The organism is Rhodococcus sp. NPDC057297 (assembly GCF_042667435.1).
Taxonomy (GTDB): Bacteria; Actinomycetota; Actinomycetes; order Mycobacteriales; family Mycobacteriaceae; genus Rhodococcoides.
In genome coordinates this window covers 167,236-183,835 of record NZ_JBHUZE010000003.1, presented here as the reverse complement: position 1 = coordinate 183,835, position 16,600 = coordinate 167,236, and the positions used below count along the sequence as shown (strand labels likewise).

Genomic DNA, 16,600 nt, shown 5'->3' with positions numbered 1-16,600 from the left:
CGAGTGGGCTGCCTGCGTTGACGCGGTAGGTCGGACGATTCGAAGTGGAGGCCAGTGATGGCGGGTGGACTTGTTGCCCTGTTGGACGATGTGGCCGCCCTCGCGCGCCTGGCCGCGGCCTCCATCGACGACGTCGGCGCTGCAACGGGACGTGCGACGGCCAAGGCTGCGGGTGTCGTGATCGACGACGCCGCGGTGACGCCTCAGTACGTCCGCGGCCTCGCTGCCGAGCGTGAGCTTCCGATCATCAAGCGCATCGCGATCGGCTCGCTGCGCAACAAACTGCTGATCATTCTTCCGATCGCGTTGCTGCTGAGCCAGTTCCTGCCGTGGCTGCTGACACCGATTCTGATGTTGGGTGGTTGCTACCTCGCCTACGAAGCTGCGCACAAGATCTGGGGCGCTGTCTTCGGCCACGGTGACCACCACGACGACGCAGCCGACGAACCGAAGGACGAGGACTCCGTCGTCTCCGGCGCTGTCCGCACCGACCTCATTCTCTCCGCCGAGATCATGGTTATCGCGCTCGACACGATTGCTGCCGAGGGCTTCTGGAGCAGGCTGATCATCCTGGCGGTCGTGGCCGTTGTCATCACCGTGATCGTCTACGGCGTCGTCGGTCTGATCGTGAAGATGGACGACATCGGGTTGCGACTGGCGGACAAGTCGACGGGATTCGTCGAGAAGTTCGGCCGTGGGCTCGTCAAGGCGATGCCGAAGGTCATGTCGTTCCTCGGCATCGTCGGCACCGCGGCGATGCTGTGGGTCGGTGGCCACATCCTCCTCGTCGGAATCGACGAGCTCGGCTTTCACCCCCTCTACGAGCTCGTCCACCACGGCGAGGAAGCCGTGCACGACATCGCCGGGGTCGGGCCGATCCTCGCCTGGATCGTCAACACCCTCGCGTCGGCGTTGCTCGGCCTGATCGTCGGTGTCATCGTCGTTCTCGCACAGTTGGGCGTGAAGTCCGCGCTGGCGCGGCGCGCACACTGAGCCTCAGCTCAGAAGCACCGAGGTCATGACCGCGGTCACCCGCGTGACCGTGGTGTCGGACCGATCGAAGCGCACCGCGCGGCCGACATCGAAGACGATCCCGAGTGCCGCGTGGACCAGAAATCGTGATGTGACCACCGGCAGCTCGGGCCGCGCATCACGCAGCAGCCGGGCCCACTGTTCGATGTTCTGCCGCTGCACGTTCCGAAGCCCGGACCGTTGGTCGGCCGGAAGATTACCGATCTCCGCGAAGTAGACGGCCACGAGCTCGCTCTGCCGGAACGTCAGTTCGGTGTAGAGCCGGCACAGCGTCGCGATTGCGGCCTCCGGTTCCGTCGATACCTCGAGTGCCTCGTCCAGTGTCGCGATCAGCCGCTCGTTCGCGCGGTGGAACGCCGCAGCCAACAGATCGGCCTTGCTCGAGAAATGACGGTAGACGCTGGAAGCGTTGATACCGGCTGCCGCGCCGATGTCCTCGATACTGACGTCGTGATATCCGTGCTGGTAGAACAATTGCATCGATTCCCGCAGCAGCACTTCACGTTTGGAATCTCCTGCACGCTCGCCGACACGCTCTGCACCCGGCTCGTCCGTCGAGATCTCCGGTAGATCCGTCCGTAGAACCGACCACGCCGCGTCCAGAACAGTGACCTCGATCTGCTTGGCGGACAGTGCAGTTCGATGTGCCGTCACGCTCGCCACGACACTGATCGCGCCCGTGGCAAGCAGAGCGGCGTCGGCTTCCGTCAACGCCGGACGCACCCGACGAAGCGGCTCGGCAACCCGCCCGTGCAGGGTGTACAACTTGTCCCGCAACGATGTCTTGTCCTCGCCCATCAGGTACCGCCCCTCCCAGCGGTACAGACCACCGGTCCGGCGGTTGTCGATGGTCGTACGGATGATCGCGGTGATCATGGCCTCGACACGCGCTTTTGGATCGCCCTCGGTGACCACCGCGGGATCCGTCGCGGCCAGCAGCTGATCCGCCAACCGCATGACGGTGTGTACGAACAATGCGTACTTCGTCGGGAAATGACGATAGAGCGCCGGGCCGGAGATACCGACCGTCGCAGCAATGTCGTCGATGCCGACCGGATGGTAGCCACGTTCGCTGAACGCCTCGGCCGCAGCCGTGAGAATCTGCGCCTTCCGATTTCTAGGACGTCGACGTTTCACCGTCACTTCCGCTTCCGCCACCACACCTCCATCCGTCACCGCGCCACCGCTCGAGAAGCCGCTCACGAGCAGCAGAAACCATGATAGCGCGTGACCGCCGCCGGCCCGTCGGTTCAGGAAATTTCCACGACCCTTGACAGACATTCGATTTGAGGAGTTAAGTTAGCCGCAATTCGCAGGCACCCCCGCTGCATCCGCCCCACGTCCTGACACCTGGCTGGAGCTCTCGATGACCCACGGTTTGCACAGAACCGAAGACGACGGCGTACTCACGCTGGAAATCGATCGACCCGAGAGGATGAATGCTCTCGACGGCGCCACCACAGCTGCACTGATCGACGCACTCACCGCACTCGGGCCGCGCGTACGGGTCGTCGTGATCACCGGGCGCGGACCGGCGTTCAGCACCGGAGCCGACATCGTCGAACTCTCCCGCGCACGACCGACCACCGACGCCGAAGCACGCCTGCAGGCCGACCACACGATGGACGTCGCGTCGTCCTTGATCAGGGCCGTCATCGACGCACCTGTTCCGGTTATCGCGCAGGTCAACGGCATCGCTGCGGGCATCGGAGTGTCACTGGCACTGGCCGCCGACCTCGTCTATGCATCCGAGGACGCGACCTTTCTCCTGGCCTTCACCGGCGTCGGGCTGATGCCCGACGGCGGGGCAAGCCTGCTCGTCCCGGCAGCGATAGGACGCGCCCGAGCCGCCGCGATGGCACTACTCGGTGAGCCGATGACCGCGCGCGACGCCGCCGCGTCGGGCCTGATCACCCAGGCGCTTCCGGCGGACGAGCTCGCCGGCACGGTCGCATCGGTCGCGCGCCGACTGGCACACGGACCGGCCCGCGCCCTTCGTCTGACAAAACAGGCCCTGACGGCATCGACGCTCGCGCTTCTGGGCGATGCGTTGGCACGCGAAAGGGAAGGCAGATCGAACTGCTGACTGCGCCGGAATTTCGCGATCGAGTAGGCGCACTACTCGGCCGCAAAGGCGAATCACCGCAAACTTAAATGGCTATGACGTGCAGAAACAAACGTCTCGATTCGCCCTCGGGCTAGGCCTGCCGGGGGTACGCTCACTGCACATCCCGCCTTCGACGAAAGAGGAAGAGTGATGTCCGCTCCCCTGAACGAACCCCATCGTTCGATTCGAAACAATTGGAACAACCAGGTTCGCCGGCATGCACTGATGCAACCCGACGCAACGGCCCTGCGCTTCCAGGGCGCCACCATCACCTGGGCCCAGCTCGAGAGCAGGGTCGGCAGGTTCGCCGGTGTCCTGAGCCGACGAGGGGTCGGCTCAGGGGACCGCGTCCTGATCCTGATGCTCAACCGGCCCGAGTACCTGGAAGCCGTGCTCGCGATCAACGCACTCGGTGCACTGGCCGTGCCCGTGAACTTCCGCATGACCCCGCCCGAAGTCGCCTACCTCGCGCAGAACAGCGGTTCCCACCTGTTGATCACCGACGAGAAGTTGTCGCCCTTGGCCGATGCAGTTGCCGCACAGGTCGATTCACTGGGCGACATCATCGTCGTCGGCGACGCCTACGAAGAACTGCTCGCCGCCGCGCAGCCTGCACCACCTGTCGACGTGCGCGACGACGCGCCCGCGCTCATCATGTACACCTCGGGCACCACGGGTAGGCCCAAAGGCGCTGTGCTGACACACTCCAACATGCAGGCCCAGTCGCTGACCTGTATTCGAGCACTGCAGATGCACGGGGTCGACGAGGTCGGCTTCTGCGCATCGCCGATGTTCCACATCGCCGCCCTCGGCAGCCTCGCACCCAGTCTGCAACTGGGCATACCGACGGTGATCTACCCCGTCGGTGCATTCGATCCCTCGACCCTTCTCGACGTCCTCGCCGAAGAAGGAGTCACCACCCTGTTCCTCGTGCCCGTGCAGTGGCAGGCCATGTGCACCGAGCAGACACGCAAGCCGAGAGATCTGAGCCTTCGCGTCATCTCGTGGGGCGCGGCACCGGCGTCGGACACGATCTTGAAAGCCATGGCCGAGACGTTCCCGAACGCCCTGAACGTGGCAGTGTTCGGCCAGACCGAGATGTCGCCCATCACCTGCGTGCTCGACGGCGAAGACGCGCTACGCAAACTGGGCTCGGTCGGACGCGTCGTACCCACTGTGTCGGCGCGGATCGTCGACGACGAGATGAACGACGTACCGACCGGCGAGATCGGTGAAATCGTCTACCGCGGACCCACTCTCATGCAGGAGTACTGGCAGAACCCCGACGCCACCGCCGACGCTTTCCACGGCGGTTGGTTCCACTCGGGCGACCTGGTCAGGCAGGACGACGAAGGATTCGTGTTCGTCGTCGACCGTAAGAAGGACATGATCATCTCCGGCGGTGAGAACATCTACTGCGCCGAGGTGGAGAACGTCCTGTACGGGCATCCGCGCATTCTCGAGGCAGCCGTCATCGGACGCCCGGACGGAAAGTGGGGCGAAGTCCCGGTCGCCGTCGTCGCCCTGAACGACCCCTACGATTTCACGTTGGCCGAGTTGACCTCGTGGCTCGGGGATCACCTGGCGAGGTACAAGCACCCCAAGGAGCTCGTCGTCGTCGATTCACTCCCCCGCAACGCCAGCGGCAAAGTCGTCAAAGTTGCACTGCGCACGTCCTATTCGCCGACACCCGCGTAACCGGTGACTGTCGACCCCACGGCGAAAGCGTCGCCGACGCGCGACCTCGCGAACCAGGTCGGCGGTCTGATCGCGTTCTCGGTCACCGCGGCGACCCGCACGGTCACCACGATCGCACAACAGAGGCTCTCGCTCACGGAGACGGTCACCCAGGCGTTGTTCGTCGCCCGGGTGTGCACGATCCCGGCGCTGCTGCTGATGCTTCCCATCGGGGTGTTGATCGCGGTGTCCGTCGGTTCGCTGGCCGGAAGACTTGGTGCCGGAGCATATTCGGGCGCAGTCGTCGCCTTCGTGGTCGTCGGCCAGGCTGCCGCGCTCGTCTGCGCATTGATGTTGGCGGGGGTCGCCGGGTCCGCGATCTGCGCCGACCTCGGCTCGCGCACCATCCGCGAGGAGATCGCAGCCATGGAGGTGATGGGGCTCGACGTCATCGCCAGGCTCGTCGTGCCCCGGTTGATCGCGTCGATGTTCGTCGCACTCGCCGTGTGCGGAATGGTCACCGTCGTCGGAGTGGGTGCCTGCTTCTTCTACCAGGTCTTCGTCGCCGATCAATCCGCAGGCGCATTCCTCGCCACGTTCAGCGAATACGGCCGAGTGTCCGATTTCGCGATGGCGATGGTCAAGTCCGTGTGCTTCGCGATCACCTCGACTCTCATCGCGTCGTACAAGGGGCTGCACACCAAGGGCGGACCGAGCGGGGTCGCCGACGCCGTCAACGAAGCCGTTGTTCTCGCCTTCGTCATGGTGTTCGTCGTCAACACCGTTCTCTCGCAACTATATGCAGTGATCGTTCCCGCGGTGGGGACCTATTGATGAACTACGACAGTTTCGTTCGGCTCAGACGGCGCGGCCGGGGTGTCACGAACGTCTTCGCCGAACTCGGCCGTCACGTGACGTTCTACGCCGAAACCGTCGCATCCGTGCCGTACACCCTTCGCCGCTACCCCAAGCACGTGGCACAGCACGTCGGCGAGGTCAGCTTCGGCTACGCGTCACTGCTCGCCGGCGGCGGAACCATCGGCATCGTGTTCGCGATGTCCGCCGTTGCCGCGATGATGGTCGGCGTCGAGACCTACAGGGGGTTGGACCTGATCGGCCTCACGTCGCTGTCCGGCCTGCTCTCCGCCATCGCCAACACCCGCGAACTTGCACCCGTCATCGCCAGCATCGCCCTCGCCGCCAAGGTGGGGACCGGGTTCACCGCGCAACTCGGCGCGATGCGGATCTCCGACGAGGTGGACGCGCTGGACTCCATGTCGGTGCGCCCCATACCCTTTCTGGCGACTACTCGGGTGATCGCAGCGGTGATCTGCATCGTGCCGATCTACATGGTCGGACTCATCGCGACGTTCGTCGCGACGCGCTTGGTCGTCGTCACCTTCGGGGGCAGTTCGGCCGGGACCTACGACTACTACTTCCACCTCGCACTGTCCCCCGGCGACCTCGTCTACTCGGTCGTCAAGGCCGTCGTGTTCGCGATCATCGTCGCACTCGTGCACTGCTCCTACGGTTTTCACGCATCCGGTGGCCCCGAGGGCGTCGGACGGGCGGCCGGACGCGCGCTTCGTACGTCGATCCTCGCGATCGGTATAACCGACGTGTTCCTCACCTTCGTTCTCTGGGGCGTCGTCCCCTCCGTCCCCGGGCTCGGTGTGTCGTGACACCACGTGTACTCGGTCCGAGCAGGACAACGCTCGCCCTGCGCGGAATGGCCATGGCCGCAGCCCTCGTGGTCGCAGCCGTCACCGCTGTGGCGTACGGGAACGGCGCCTTCGAGCGTGCCCCCGAGGTGTACGCGGAGATCCCGTCGTCCGCGGGCCTACTGATCGGTGAAATCGGCGTCCAGTACCACGGAGTGCAGGTCGGAAAAGTCGTGGACATCGACAGCGGCGTCGATCGTTCCCGCGTCACCATGCGCCTCGACACCGAGGTCCCCGCGTCGGCGCTCGTACGCGTCGTACCGCGGACGTTGTTCGGCGACGTCTACCTGCGCCTCGTCGACCACGACGGGGCAAGCACCGAACCGCTGCGCGCGGGCGACGAACTCGCGATGGACACCGGGCAGGACGCCGTGCAACTGAGCGAAGTCTATCGACAGGTCACCGACCTGCTGGACAGCCTGAAACCGGCCGAGGCACAGGCCGCGTTGACGGCGATCAGCACCGCCCTACGCGGCCGAGGTGAACAACTCGGCGCGACGATCGAGCGGCTCGCATCACTGTCGACGACGCTCGAACCGTCCATCCACGCCGTCCTCGACAGCACCCCGCAGACCCTGCAGGTGGCCGACGCAGCGGCTGCGGCAACACCCGACGTCCTGGCGACCATCGAGGCGGCGACCAGCCTGTCGCAGACCGTGCTGGACCACTCGACCGGAGTCGAAACATTGTTGACGACGGCCGCGCGCCTCGGCGGCGCCGCAGTGACCGTCGCCGACGAGACCCTGCCCGCCGCCATCACCGTCGTTCGTCGCGGCGCGCCCGTGCTCAACACGGTGGCCGAGAACTCATCTGGCCTCGCGTCGACACTGGACCAGTTCGCACCGTTCGGAGCAGCGGGAGCGCGGATCTTCGCGACCGGTCGCTTCGACATCACCGCCGTCCCGGACTTCTCGTCGCCGCTGCCCTACACCGCGGCGGAGTGCCCCCGCTATCCCGGGCTGAACGGGCCGAACTGCGCACTTGCCGAAGTGCAGGAGAGCGCGACCGGGACATCCGAACCGTTGAACCCCGCCAGCACGATGCTGCTCGCTCCCCTTCTCCGCGGAACGGAGGTGACCATTCGATGACCTCGCTGGCACGTCCGATGTTCGCACTCGCTGCGTTCGCGGTGGCAGGGTTACTGTCCGCCGTAGTTGTCGTCGACACCCTCAGTGTGCCGGTGAGCGGTGAGACGAGAACTCACAGTGCAGAATTCACCGGTGTCGAAGGGCTCCGCACCGGAAACGACGTCACGCTCGCGGGTGTACGCGTCGGCAAGGTCGACGACGTACGCTACGAAACCGACGGCGCCAGAACCATCGCCGTGGTCGATTTCGACGTGCAGACCTCCGTGCCGATTCCCGGAAACGTCACGGCTGCAATCAGATACGGCGACATGCTCGGCGCCCGCTATCTTGCGCTCGTGCCACCCGAGGACCCAGCCGGAACCCTCGACTCCACGATTCCCCTGGACCGCACGTCGCCACCCGTCGACCTGACGGCCCTGGTCAACGGCTTCAAACCACTGTTCGACGCCATCGAACCCAGCCAGGTCAACGCGTTGGCTCGGTCCATCACCGACGCCTTCCAGGGCGAAGCGGGCACCGTCGACTCGCTTCTGCGTCACGTCGCCGGCGTGACGCAGGGACTCGCGAACAACGACCGGATCTTCGGCGACCTGATCGCCGACCTCGACGCGGTGTTGCAGGCCATGAACAGCCACGACGCCGACATCACCCGCCTGATCACCGGATTGACCGATATGAGCCAGGTCGTCGCCGACCGTAACGAATCCCTCATCACCCTTCTCGACGACGGATCGACCGCCGTGGCGGCACTGGCCGAACTGGCGACCGACGCGTCGACGCCACTCGACGGCGCCGTCGCCGACCTACGTGCGACGACGCAATCGTGGATTCCCAACACCGAGCAGTTCGATCGCACCATGACGTTGCTGCCCGAGCTGGCGAACTCCATCAACAGCATCGGCGACTACGGCGGCTGGCTGAACCTCTACACCTGCAACTTCACCCTGAAGGCGGGCGACGCCGAAACGAACATCTTCGGCGACGCGCACACGGAGATCTGCCGATGAACACCACCAGACTCGGCGTCGTCGGAATTCTCGCCGTGACAGTCCTTCTCGCGTCCGCCCTCCTGATTCCACAGGGCTGGTACCTGATTCGAACTGCGCCGTACACAGCTCAATTCGCTCACGCAGGCGGCCTCACCGAATCCGACCCCGTGTTCCTCGCCGGTGTGCCTGCCGGCCGCGTCGACAGCGTCGAACTCGCCGGAGATCACGTCGAGGTCCACTTCCGACTCGACCGTGCCCAGCCTCTCGGCGACCGCACCCACGCGGCCGTCAAACTTCGCACGATTCTCGGGAAGCGATACCTCGAGATCGTTCCCGACGGAAGCGGACCCGTCGGCGACGATCGAACGATCCCGACGGAACGGACGTCGGTACCCTATTCTCTCGACGACATCGGAACCGAAGTCCGCACTGTCGCCGAAGAACTCGACGTGTCCGCACTCGAATCCATGGTCACCACCCTGCGCGACACCGTGCCGGACGACTCCTCCGTGATGTCCGATGCTCTCACCGGTATCAGTGCGGCGTCGGAGGTCCTGGCCCGCAACGACGACAAGATTGCGAGCCTGCTCGACGTCGCACAGTCGCTGACGTCGACCGTCGCCGCAGAAAGCCAGTCGGTGACGGCACTCCTCGGGAACGCCCAGCTCGTGCTGTCCACGTTGTCGGATCGCCGAACCGCGCTCGGCCGCGTGGTCACCGACCTCCGAACGCTGATCGGCACCGCGTCGGCGTTCCTCGACGACAATTCCGACGAACTCGACCGACTCCTGGTCGACATGACGTCGGTGACCGACACCCTCGAACGGAACGGACAGAACATCGACACGCTCCTGACGACGCTTCCTCCTGCCCTACGCGCCGTCACCGACGCCACGGGCAACGGTAACTGGGTCGACGTCTCCGCCCCCGCAGGACCGATCCCGGACAACCTTCTCTGCTCCCTCGGAGTCCAACAGGGGTGCACCCGATGAACACCCGAGCAGTTCTCGCGCTCGTCACCGTCGCAGTGACCGCAAGCGCGTGGTTCGTGTTCTACGAAACAGACGACAACACGACCGTCACAGCGGATTTCGCCTACATCAACGGAATTTACCCCGGTAGCCCGGTCCAGGTCCTCGGGGTCCCGGTAGGAACCGTCGATACCGTCTCTCCACAGGGCACCTCGGTCCGCGTGACCATGACGGTGGCAGGCGACGTCGACATCCCCGCGGACGCACAGGCATTCGTCATGAACCCGTCGGTCGTCAGCGACCGCTTCGTCGAACTCGGACCGGCATACCGCGGCGGACCCGTCCTCGGCGACGAGGTCATCGGAGTCGAACGCAGTCACTCCCCGATCAACTGGGACCAACTGCAGGACAGCCTCGACACCATCGTCACAGCGCTCGGACCCGACAGTGGTACCGGCGGAGAAGGCGCCGATGTCGGGGGCGCTCTGTCCGTCCTCGCCGACAGAACGGCCGGTCTCGGGCCGCAGATCAACGACGCCATAGGAAACATCTCGCGCGCAACCGCAGTCGTCGGAGGCAACAGCGAACAACTCGGTGCGCTCATCGAGAACCTCGAGCGCTTGATCACCGCCGTCACGGCCCGTCAGGGCGCGGTGCAGTCGGTCACCGACTCGCTCGCGGATCTGGGGAACGAGATACAGCGTCAGGACCTCGAGATTGGGGAACCCATCGCCCAGCTGAGGTCGATGTTCGACCATCTGGACCGACTGCTGGCAGACCGAGGGGACGACGTGCGGGCCGTGGTGCAGAACGCGGGCGCACTCACCGGGCAGTTCGCGGCGCGAGAAGCACAGTTCGCCGAATTCATGGACGTACTGCCGCTGATGATGCAGAACATCGGCAACACCATCGGCGAAGATCAGCGCGCCCGGATCCGGTTGAACATCTCGACCGATCTCGACCAGTTCGCCGTCGCGGTTCCCTTGTGTCGCGAGTACGCGTTGCCCATCTGTACCGGCGCGGGCATCACCAACCCCATCATCGTTCCGTTCGAGACTCCCGACCCACTGGGCCTTCCGCAACTGCTGGGGGGACCACGATGAGACGCATTGCGCTCGTGATCGGTGCCTGCCTGCTGTTGTCCGGCTGTATGTTGTCGTCCGGCTGCGGTATCGGGCTCGGGCAGCTTCCCGTCGGCCGGTCCGCGGACGGCCAGGACTACCACGTCACCGCCCAGTTTCCCCGCGCCGACCGGATTCGGCTCGGCACCGAGGTCCGCGTCGGCCAGCAGCTGGTCGGGCGCGTCGACGACCTGTCCACCGATGGCGTCATCGCATCGGTGGGACTGAGCCTGTCCCAGTCGGTTCCGCTACCGGCCGACGTCACGGCCTCACTGGAACTCGCCTCCGCCCTGGGCGAACCCTACGTAAAGTTGACGGTCCCGGGCGATGCCTCGACGAACAACGACACGCTGGCCGACGGCGACACGCTCGAGAACACCGAGATCGGGCCCGAGCTCGAGACGTCGCTCGCCACGCTGGGTCTGGTGCTGAACGGCAGCGGACTCGACCAACTTCGCACCATCGGCACCGAGCTGAACGCCACGTTCGACGGCCGGGGTCCCGACGTCCGTGCGCTCCTCCTCAGCGCCGACCGGATTCTGGCGAACGCCGCCGAGCACCGAGCCGAGTTCGACCGTGTCCTGGCCGCGGCAGGGTCCGTCTCTGCGATGCTGGCGGACAACCGCGCTGCGATCGACGCCGGGCTGAGCGTCGCCGCTCCCACTATGGAGCTCCTCGTCTCCCAACGCGACCACATCGCCTCGCTCGTCGACTCCACCGCGTCACTCGCAGCCTCCGCACAGAAGCTGTTCGCGGACAACCAGTCCGAACTCTCCGACGGCATCGACGATCTGGCCCACATCGTGAACTCGATCCAGAGCTTCAACTCATCCGTTACTCCGGCCCTGGCCAACATGAACCAGTTCATCGCCGGCTTCAACGGCGCGGTCCACGGCGACTACCTCGTCTTCGACGGCGCACTCGACCTCCCCGAAACCGTCGGTGAACTGACCACCGGGGGTCGCCTCGAGGACGTCCCCAGAACGCTCCAGCCTCTTCTCGTCCCGGAGGCACCGAGATGAACAGGCCGGTCCGCATACAGCTGGTGTTGTTCGCCGTCACCGCCGTCGTCGCACTCGTCGTCGGCAGCACCTATGCGCTCGGGTCACAATCGCTGCGCGGTTCGATCGACGTACACGCAACCATGGCCGACGCGTCGAACATCGGAGTCGGTACCGGTGTGACGTACCGGGGTGTCGCGGTCGGATCCGTCACCGACATATCGGTCACCGTCAGCGGCGCCGAGGTGAGGCTCGCCCTCGACCCGGACACCCGCGTTCCCGTCGGATCCGTCGCATCCGTGACCAGCAACAGCGCCCTCGGAATCCAAACCCTGGACATCTCGCCGATTACCGGACAAGGCCCGTACCTCGCCGACGGCGACAGCCTGGACGTTCCGCCCGAACTCGCGCCGGTGCAACTCGACGAGTTGCTGACGCGAATGGCGGCCCTCGCCGAATCCATCGATCCGGCCTCGGTCACCACGATCGGCGAGACGTTCGGCACCGCCGTGGGCGGCACCGGCACCCAACTCCAGCAACTGCTCGACGACGCCGACACACTCAGCCGGATGCTCGACGAACACGCCCCCGCGCTGGCGAACATCGTCGACCATTCGCTACCGATGCTGGACGCGCTCGCATCCCGCTCGGACGCGCTGCCGGGAGCTGCGCGCGCCGCCGCCGACGTCACCCAGCAGCTACTCGCGCAGGAACCGACGTTGATCTACCTGCTCGATCGATCACCGGACGCACTGGGACGAACCCGACAACTGCTCGACGACACGCGCGGGACAGTCGGAGCTTTGATGACCAACCTCGTCACCGTCACCGGCGTACTCGGTGACCGCACACCCGCGTTGGACGCACTGCTGATCGCGATGCCCGAGACACTCGGAAAGCTGACGTCCATCGTGCACGGCGACCGCGGCGATTTCACTCTCGTCGGCACCCAAGGCCCGGTCTGTTGGTACGACACACCGCGCCGCGCCGTCGGCGACACCTCACCGCGCGATCCGAACCTGAACCTCTACTGCCCACCCGGCGACAACCTCGAGCAGCGCGGCGCCCAGAACGCGCCGAGACCGAACGACCTCGGACTGTCCGGGTCGACCGTCCCCGGCAGCGTCACCGGGCCCCCGATCGCCGAGGATCCCCTCCTCGTCCCCACCGGCGTGGAGGCACTGAACTACTGGAAGCAACTCCTGGAAGGAGTACGGAAATGACGCTCCGAACCCGCGCCGTCGCACTCGTGATCGCCGCTCTCACAATGGGTGTGGCCGTCCTCGGATACCTCCACCTCGACGACCGAGAGCAGAACGACCTCCGGTCCGCCGCACTGGCGTCGGCGACGCAGTGCACCGAGGAACTCGCCACGTACGACTTCAACGATCCGGGTGCGAACCTCGACCGAGTGACCGCTGCGTCGACCGACGAATTCGCCGGCACCTACCGCGACGTGTCCACGAAACTGCAGGACCTCCTGACGACCGGACAGGGCACCGCGACCGGGCACGTCGTCGCCGCAGGAATCGTCGAACTGAGCGACGATCGAGCCACCGTCGCGGTGTTCCTCGATCAGCAAGTACGGAACCTCGCAGCACCCGACGGCCGCACAGATTCGTCACGCATGATCATCGAACTCGAGCGAAACGGAGACCGGTGGTTGCTCGCATCGGCCGAGCCTCGCTGACAGCCGCCGACGGGCCCTCGCTGCATGATCGCAGGCCCTCGGGTCGGACCTAACTGCTGGTCGGGGCACACCCCGAAACGCAAAGGACGTAGCCTGGCTGGGAAGGAACGGTGGCTCTCGTCGAATCACACGCGTGTTGGTTCGATAGATTGTCGGAGCCACCAGGCACGATGCAAGAGGGTCGAAGACCATGTCACCAAAGCGACGGGTCACCACAATCGAGGAGAACAGGCCATGGCTTTACCAGTATTGACTCCGGAACAGCGCACCGCGGCTCTGGCCAAGGCTGCCGAGGCACGCACCGCCCGGTCGAAGCTGCTGGCCGCCGTCAAGTCCGGCGAGCTCAGCGTCGCTGACGTTCTCGCGAAGGCCGAGAACGACGAGATCGTGAAGAAGACCAAGGTGTCCGCACTGATCAAGGCACTTCCGGGCGTCGGCTCGGTGCGCGCCGCTCAGCTGCTCGAGCAGCTGTCCATCGCAGACACCCGCCGTATCGGTGGACTCGGCGCAAACCAGCGCGAGGCACTTCTGGCGGCTGTCGCGTCCTGATACGACGCTCGATCGGCCTGCAGGGTCTTCGAGGACACATCTCGTTCGTGCGGGGATAGCATTTCCCCATGAACGTCGAAGTGACCCTGCTGCCCGGGATCGGGGTGCGGAAGGATTTCGCCCTCGCATCCGGGCGCCGCATCGGTGTCATCACCCGCAAGGACGGGGCGAACGAGTTGATCGTTTCGCGCAAGGATGACCCCGACGCAACACAGGCGTCCATCACCTTGAGCAATGAGGAAGCGGCGGCGCTGGGCAATCTGCTCGGCACGCCGCAACTCATTGCTCAGCTCGGGGAAGAGCATCGCGACCTTCCCGGCATCAACACACGCCAACTGCCCATCAAACTGGGCTCGCGATTCGACGGCCGCACTCTCGGCGACACCACCATGCGCACCAAGACCGGGGTGTCCATCGTCGCCGTCATGCGCGCAGGGCAGGTCCAGCCGTCGCCCACTCCCGATTTCACGCTCGTCGCGGGCGACCTTCTGGTCGCCGTAGGAACCGCCGACGGCCTCGACGCCGCAACCAAGCTGCTCGGCCGATAGCGACATGGCCGAGAGCGCGCTCGCTCTGATCGAACTCGGCGCGGTCTTCTTCACACTCGGACTTCTTGCTCGTCTCGCCGGCAGGATCGGCGTGTCGCCCATCCCGTTCTACCTACTCGGCGGCCTGGCCTTCGGGAACGGCGGCTTCGTCACCCTCGGCGGAATCGACGAGTTCAGCGAACTCGCCAGCGAAATCGGCGTCATTCTTCTCCTCCTACTGTTAGGGCTCGAATACACCGCAGCCGAACTCGTCACCGGACTTCGCCGCTCCTCGCTCGCGGGAATCGTCGACATCGTCCTCAACTTCACACCGGGCGCAGTACTGGCACTCGTGCTCGGCTGGGGTGGCGTCGGCGCACTCGTCCTCGGCGGGGTCACCTACATCTCGTCGTCGGGAATCGTCGCGAAAGTCCTCACCGACCTGGGACGCCTCGGAAACCGCGAGACGCCCGTCGTGCTGTCGATCCTCGTGTTCGAAGACCTGGCCATGGCCATCTATCTCCCGATCCTGACCACCGTGCTGAGCGGTGTCAGTTTTCTCGGCGGCATGGAAGCAGTCGGTATCTCGCTGTTGGTCGTGACGGTCGTCCTGGTGGTTGCGCTTCGGTACGGCAAGTTCGTCTCGGCGCTGGTCGACAGCGCGAACCGTGAGGTCGTACTGCTCAACGTCCTCGGCGCCGCCTTACTGGTGGCCGGCATCGCGTCCGAACTGCAGGTCTCCGCCGCCGTCGGCGCCTTCCTCCTGGGAATCGCGATCTCCGGCTCCACGGCCGACAATGCCACCCGCGTACTCGAACCCCTCCGCGACCTGTTCGCGGCTATGTTCTTCGTCGTCTTCGGACTACAGACCGACCCCGCGACGGTGCCACCGGTGCTCGGCTGGGCAATCGTCCTGGCCATCGTCACCACCATCACCAAAGTGATGACCGGGGTATGGGCCGCTGGTCGTCAGGGCATCGGCAGACCCGGGCAGCTTCGCGCAGGCGCCGCACTGGTCGCACGCGGGGAATTCTCCATCGTGATCGCCGGCCTCGCCGTGGCAGCCGGAGCCGTCGACAAAGAATTAGCCGCCCTCGCCACCGCGTACGTACTGCTCATGGCCGTTCTGGGCCCCGTCGCAGCACGGGTCATCGCCGTCCCACCCGCAGTCCGCGCAGACTGACAACAGTCATTCCGCAGGCTCCACTCTTGCTTGAAAAGAGTCATTCCGCAGGCTCCACTCCTGCTTCTATCAAGTCATTCCGCAGGCTCCACTCCTGCCTGAAAAGAGTCATTCCGCAGGCTCCACTCCTGCCCCCACTGAGTCATTCCGCAGGCTCCACTCCTGCCTGAAAAGAGCCATTCCGCAGGCTCCACTCCTGCTTCTATCAAGTCATTCCGCAGGCTCCACTCCTGCGCCGCCTAAGCTGACCGAATGGCCCAGCAGCGTCGATCACCAACGGACGGTGCCCCCGCATTGCGTCGGCGTCCACAATTGTCCGAGGACGTCGCCAACCATGTGCGGCACATCGTCATGTCCGGGGCGGTCCGTCCGGGTGACTTCATCCGACTCGACGAGACGGCTGCCGAACTCGGCGTCAGTGTCACCCCGGTCCGCGAAGCACTGCTCACGTTGCGGGGCGAAGGAATGGTCGAACTGGTGCCGCACCGCGGCTACGTCGTGTCCCCGTTGACGCCCGAGGACATCGTCGACATCTTCTGGCTACAGGGACAGATCGCAGTCGAATTGGTTCGCCGAGCAGCGCCGAAGATCGACGAGGACGTCCTCGCGGAGCTGGAGAAGTTCAACGCGTCACTCGCCTCTGCAGTGGAGAAGAACCAGGCCGAGGAAGTCGAGATCGCCGAGTTCGAGTTCCACCGGGTGCTCAATCGCCTCACCGGTGCAACCAAGCTGGCGTGGTTTCTCAACAACGCCACCCGCTACACCCCCACCCGGCTGTACGCGTCGGATCCGGAATGGGGGCGAGCGGCGGTGCGTAATCACGAACAGTTGATCGACGCTCTCCGTGCGGGCGACGTGGATGCAGCCTGCACGCTGATGCGCCGACAGTTCACCGACGGCGCGGAACGCCTGATCGCGTACCGCGCCCTGTGAGTGGAAATGTG

General features: G+C 65.3%; 16 protein-coding genes and 1 pseudogene. 16 read left to right on the top strand and 1 reads right to left on the bottom strand.

All coding sequences use genetic code 11. The features are described 5' to 3' along the window. The first annotated feature begins 57 nt into the window (after positions 1-57). Positions 58-993: a DUF808 domain-containing protein gene (locus ACFULT_RS10815; RefSeq protein ID WP_037108385.1), complete on the top strand. Its 936-nt coding sequence runs from the start codon at positions 58-60 to the stop codon at positions 991-993. 3 nt (positions 994-996) lie between these two features. On the opposite strand, the gene ACFULT_RS10810 is transcribed toward ACFULT_RS10815, so the two are convergent. Continuing rightward, positions 997-2,313: a TetR/AcrR family transcriptional regulator gene (locus tag ACFULT_RS10810; protein ID WP_378481448.1), complete on the bottom strand. Its 1,317-nt coding sequence runs from the start codon at positions 2,311-2,313 to the stop codon at positions 997-999. Positions 2,314-2,398: 85 nt separating this feature from the next. Here ACFULT_RS10810 and ACFULT_RS10805 point away from each other — a divergent pair. From ACFULT_RS10805 to ACFULT_RS10735, 15 genes and pseudogenes are all read left to right on the top strand, one after another. After that, positions 2,399-3,186, top strand: a pseudogene (locus ACFULT_RS10805) (enoyl-CoA hydratase-related protein). A 103-nt stretch (positions 3,187-3,289) separates the two neighbouring features. Continuing rightward, a complete protein-coding gene (gene fadD5 / locus ACFULT_RS10800) occupies positions 3,290-4,837 on the top strand; it encodes a fatty-acid--CoA ligase FadD5 (RefSeq protein ID WP_378481447.1) in 1,548 nt (515 codons plus the stop codon). Positions 4,838-4,840: 3 nt separating this feature from the next. Continuing rightward, positions 4,841-5,650 carry an ABC transporter permease gene (locus ACFULT_RS10795; protein ID WP_378481446.1) on the top strand — a complete coding sequence of 270 codons (810 nt, stop codon included), beginning with the start codon at positions 4,841-4,843 and terminating at the stop codon, positions 5,648-5,650. Further along, entirely contained in the window at positions 5,650-6,498 is an 849-nt protein-coding gene (locus tag ACFULT_RS10790; RefSeq protein WP_080732928.1) for an ABC transporter permease, read from the top strand. The genes ACFULT_RS10795 and ACFULT_RS10790 overlap by 1 nt, the downstream gene beginning before the upstream one ends. After that, on the top strand, positions 6,495-7,625 hold the full coding sequence (locus ACFULT_RS10785; protein WP_378481445.1) for an MCE family protein: 1,131 nt from the start codon (positions 6,495-6,497) through the stop codon (positions 7,623-7,625). Before ACFULT_RS10790 ends, ACFULT_RS10785 begins: the two co-directional genes overlap by 4 nt. Further along, a complete protein-coding gene (locus tag ACFULT_RS10780) occupies positions 7,622-8,632 on the top strand; it encodes an MCE family protein (RefSeq protein WP_378481444.1) in 1,011 nt (336 codons plus the stop codon). The genes ACFULT_RS10785 and ACFULT_RS10780 overlap by 4 nt, the downstream gene beginning before the upstream one ends. Continuing rightward, positions 8,629-9,606, top strand: coding sequence for an MCE family protein (locus tag ACFULT_RS10775; RefSeq protein ID WP_037108366.1), 978 nt, complete (start codon positions 8,629-8,631; stop codon positions 9,604-9,606). Before ACFULT_RS10780 ends, ACFULT_RS10775 begins: the two co-directional genes overlap by 4 nt. Next, positions 9,603-10,688, top strand: a complete 1,086-nt coding sequence (locus ACFULT_RS10770) for an MCE family protein (RefSeq protein ID WP_378481443.1) — start codon at positions 9,603-9,605, stop codon at positions 10,686-10,688. The genes ACFULT_RS10775 and ACFULT_RS10770 overlap by 4 nt, the downstream gene beginning before the upstream one ends. Then, positions 10,685-11,728 (top strand): MCE family protein, encoded by a 1,044-nt coding sequence (locus ACFULT_RS10765; protein ID WP_378481442.1) that lies wholly within the window; start codon positions 10,685-10,687, stop codon positions 11,726-11,728. The genes ACFULT_RS10770 and ACFULT_RS10765 overlap by 4 nt, the downstream gene beginning before the upstream one ends. Further along, positions 11,725-12,930 carry an MCE family protein gene (locus ACFULT_RS10760; RefSeq protein WP_378481441.1) on the top strand — a complete coding sequence of 402 codons (1,206 nt, stop codon included), beginning with the start codon at positions 11,725-11,727 and terminating at the stop codon, positions 12,928-12,930. Before ACFULT_RS10765 ends, ACFULT_RS10760 begins: the two co-directional genes overlap by 4 nt. After that, positions 12,927-13,397, top strand: a complete 471-nt coding sequence (locus tag ACFULT_RS10755) for a hypothetical protein (protein ID WP_378481440.1) — start codon at positions 12,927-12,929, stop codon at positions 13,395-13,397. The genes ACFULT_RS10760 and ACFULT_RS10755 overlap by 4 nt, the downstream gene beginning before the upstream one ends. 234 nt (positions 13,398-13,631) lie before the next feature. Then, the gene (gene mihF / locus ACFULT_RS10750) at positions 13,632-13,946 is read left to right on the top strand and encodes an integration host factor, actinobacterial type (protein ID WP_026347388.1); all 315 of its coding nucleotides are present in this window, start codon (positions 13,632-13,634) and stop codon (positions 13,944-13,946) included. Between the two features lie 68 nt (positions 13,947-14,014). Continuing rightward, positions 14,015-14,494, top strand: coding sequence for a cation:proton antiporter regulatory subunit (locus tag ACFULT_RS10745; RefSeq protein ID WP_020111030.1), 480 nt, complete (start codon positions 14,015-14,017; stop codon positions 14,492-14,494). 4 nt (positions 14,495-14,498) lie between these two features. Then, positions 14,499-15,656, top strand: a complete 1,158-nt coding sequence (locus ACFULT_RS10740; protein WP_378481439.1) for a cation:proton antiporter — start codon at positions 14,499-14,501, stop codon at positions 15,654-15,656. Between the two features lie 252 nt (positions 15,657-15,908). Further along, positions 15,909-16,589 (top strand): GntR family transcriptional regulator, encoded by a 681-nt coding sequence (locus ACFULT_RS10735; protein ID WP_170945240.1) that lies wholly within the window; start codon positions 15,909-15,911, stop codon positions 16,587-16,589. Positions 16,590-16,600: the final 11 nt, after the last annotated feature.

Bases quoted from the DNA above. Each gene is read 5' to 3' on its own strand.
- ACFULT_RS10815 (WP_037108385.1), top strand. From the start codon at position 58: ATGGCGGGTGGACTTGTTGCCCTGTTGGACGATGTGGCCGCCCTCGCG.
- ACFULT_RS10810 (WP_378481448.1), bottom strand. From the start codon at position 2,313: ATGTCTGTCAAGGGTCGTGGAAATTTCCTGAACCGACGGGCCGGCGGC.
- fadD5 (WP_378481447.1), top strand. From the start codon at position 3,290: ATGTCCGCTCCCCTGAACGAACCCCATCGTTCGATTCGAAACAATTGG.
- ACFULT_RS10790 (WP_080732928.1), top strand. From the start codon at position 5,650: ATGAACTACGACAGTTTCGTTCGGCTCAGACGGCGCGGCCGGGGTGTC.
- ACFULT_RS10780 (WP_378481444.1), top strand. From the start codon at position 7,622: ATGACCTCGCTGGCACGTCCGATGTTCGCACTCGCTGCGTTCGCGGTG.
- ACFULT_RS10775 (WP_037108366.1), top strand. From the start codon at position 8,629: ATGAACACCACCAGACTCGGCGTCGTCGGAATTCTCGCCGTGACAGTC.
- ACFULT_RS10770 (WP_378481443.1), top strand. From the start codon at position 9,603: ATGAACACCCGAGCAGTTCTCGCGCTCGTCACCGTCGCAGTGACCGCA.
- ACFULT_RS10765 (WP_378481442.1), top strand. From the start codon at position 10,685: ATGAGACGCATTGCGCTCGTGATCGGTGCCTGCCTGCTGTTGTCCGGC.
- ACFULT_RS10760 (WP_378481441.1), top strand. From the start codon at position 11,725: ATGAACAGGCCGGTCCGCATACAGCTGGTGTTGTTCGCCGTCACCGCC.
- ACFULT_RS10755 (WP_378481440.1), top strand. From the start codon at position 12,927: ATGACGCTCCGAACCCGCGCCGTCGCACTCGTGATCGCCGCTCTCACA.
- mihF (WP_026347388.1), top strand. From the start codon at position 13,632: ATGGCTTTACCAGTATTGACTCCGGAACAGCGCACCGCGGCTCTGGCC.
- ACFULT_RS10745 (WP_020111030.1), top strand. From the start codon at position 14,015: ATGAACGTCGAAGTGACCCTGCTGCCCGGGATCGGGGTGCGGAAGGAT.
- ACFULT_RS10740 (WP_378481439.1), top strand. From the start codon at position 14,499: ATGGCCGAGAGCGCGCTCGCTCTGATCGAACTCGGCGCGGTCTTCTTC.
- ACFULT_RS10735 (WP_170945240.1), top strand. From the start codon at position 15,909: ATGGCCCAGCAGCGTCGATCACCAACGGACGGTGCCCCCGCATTGCGT.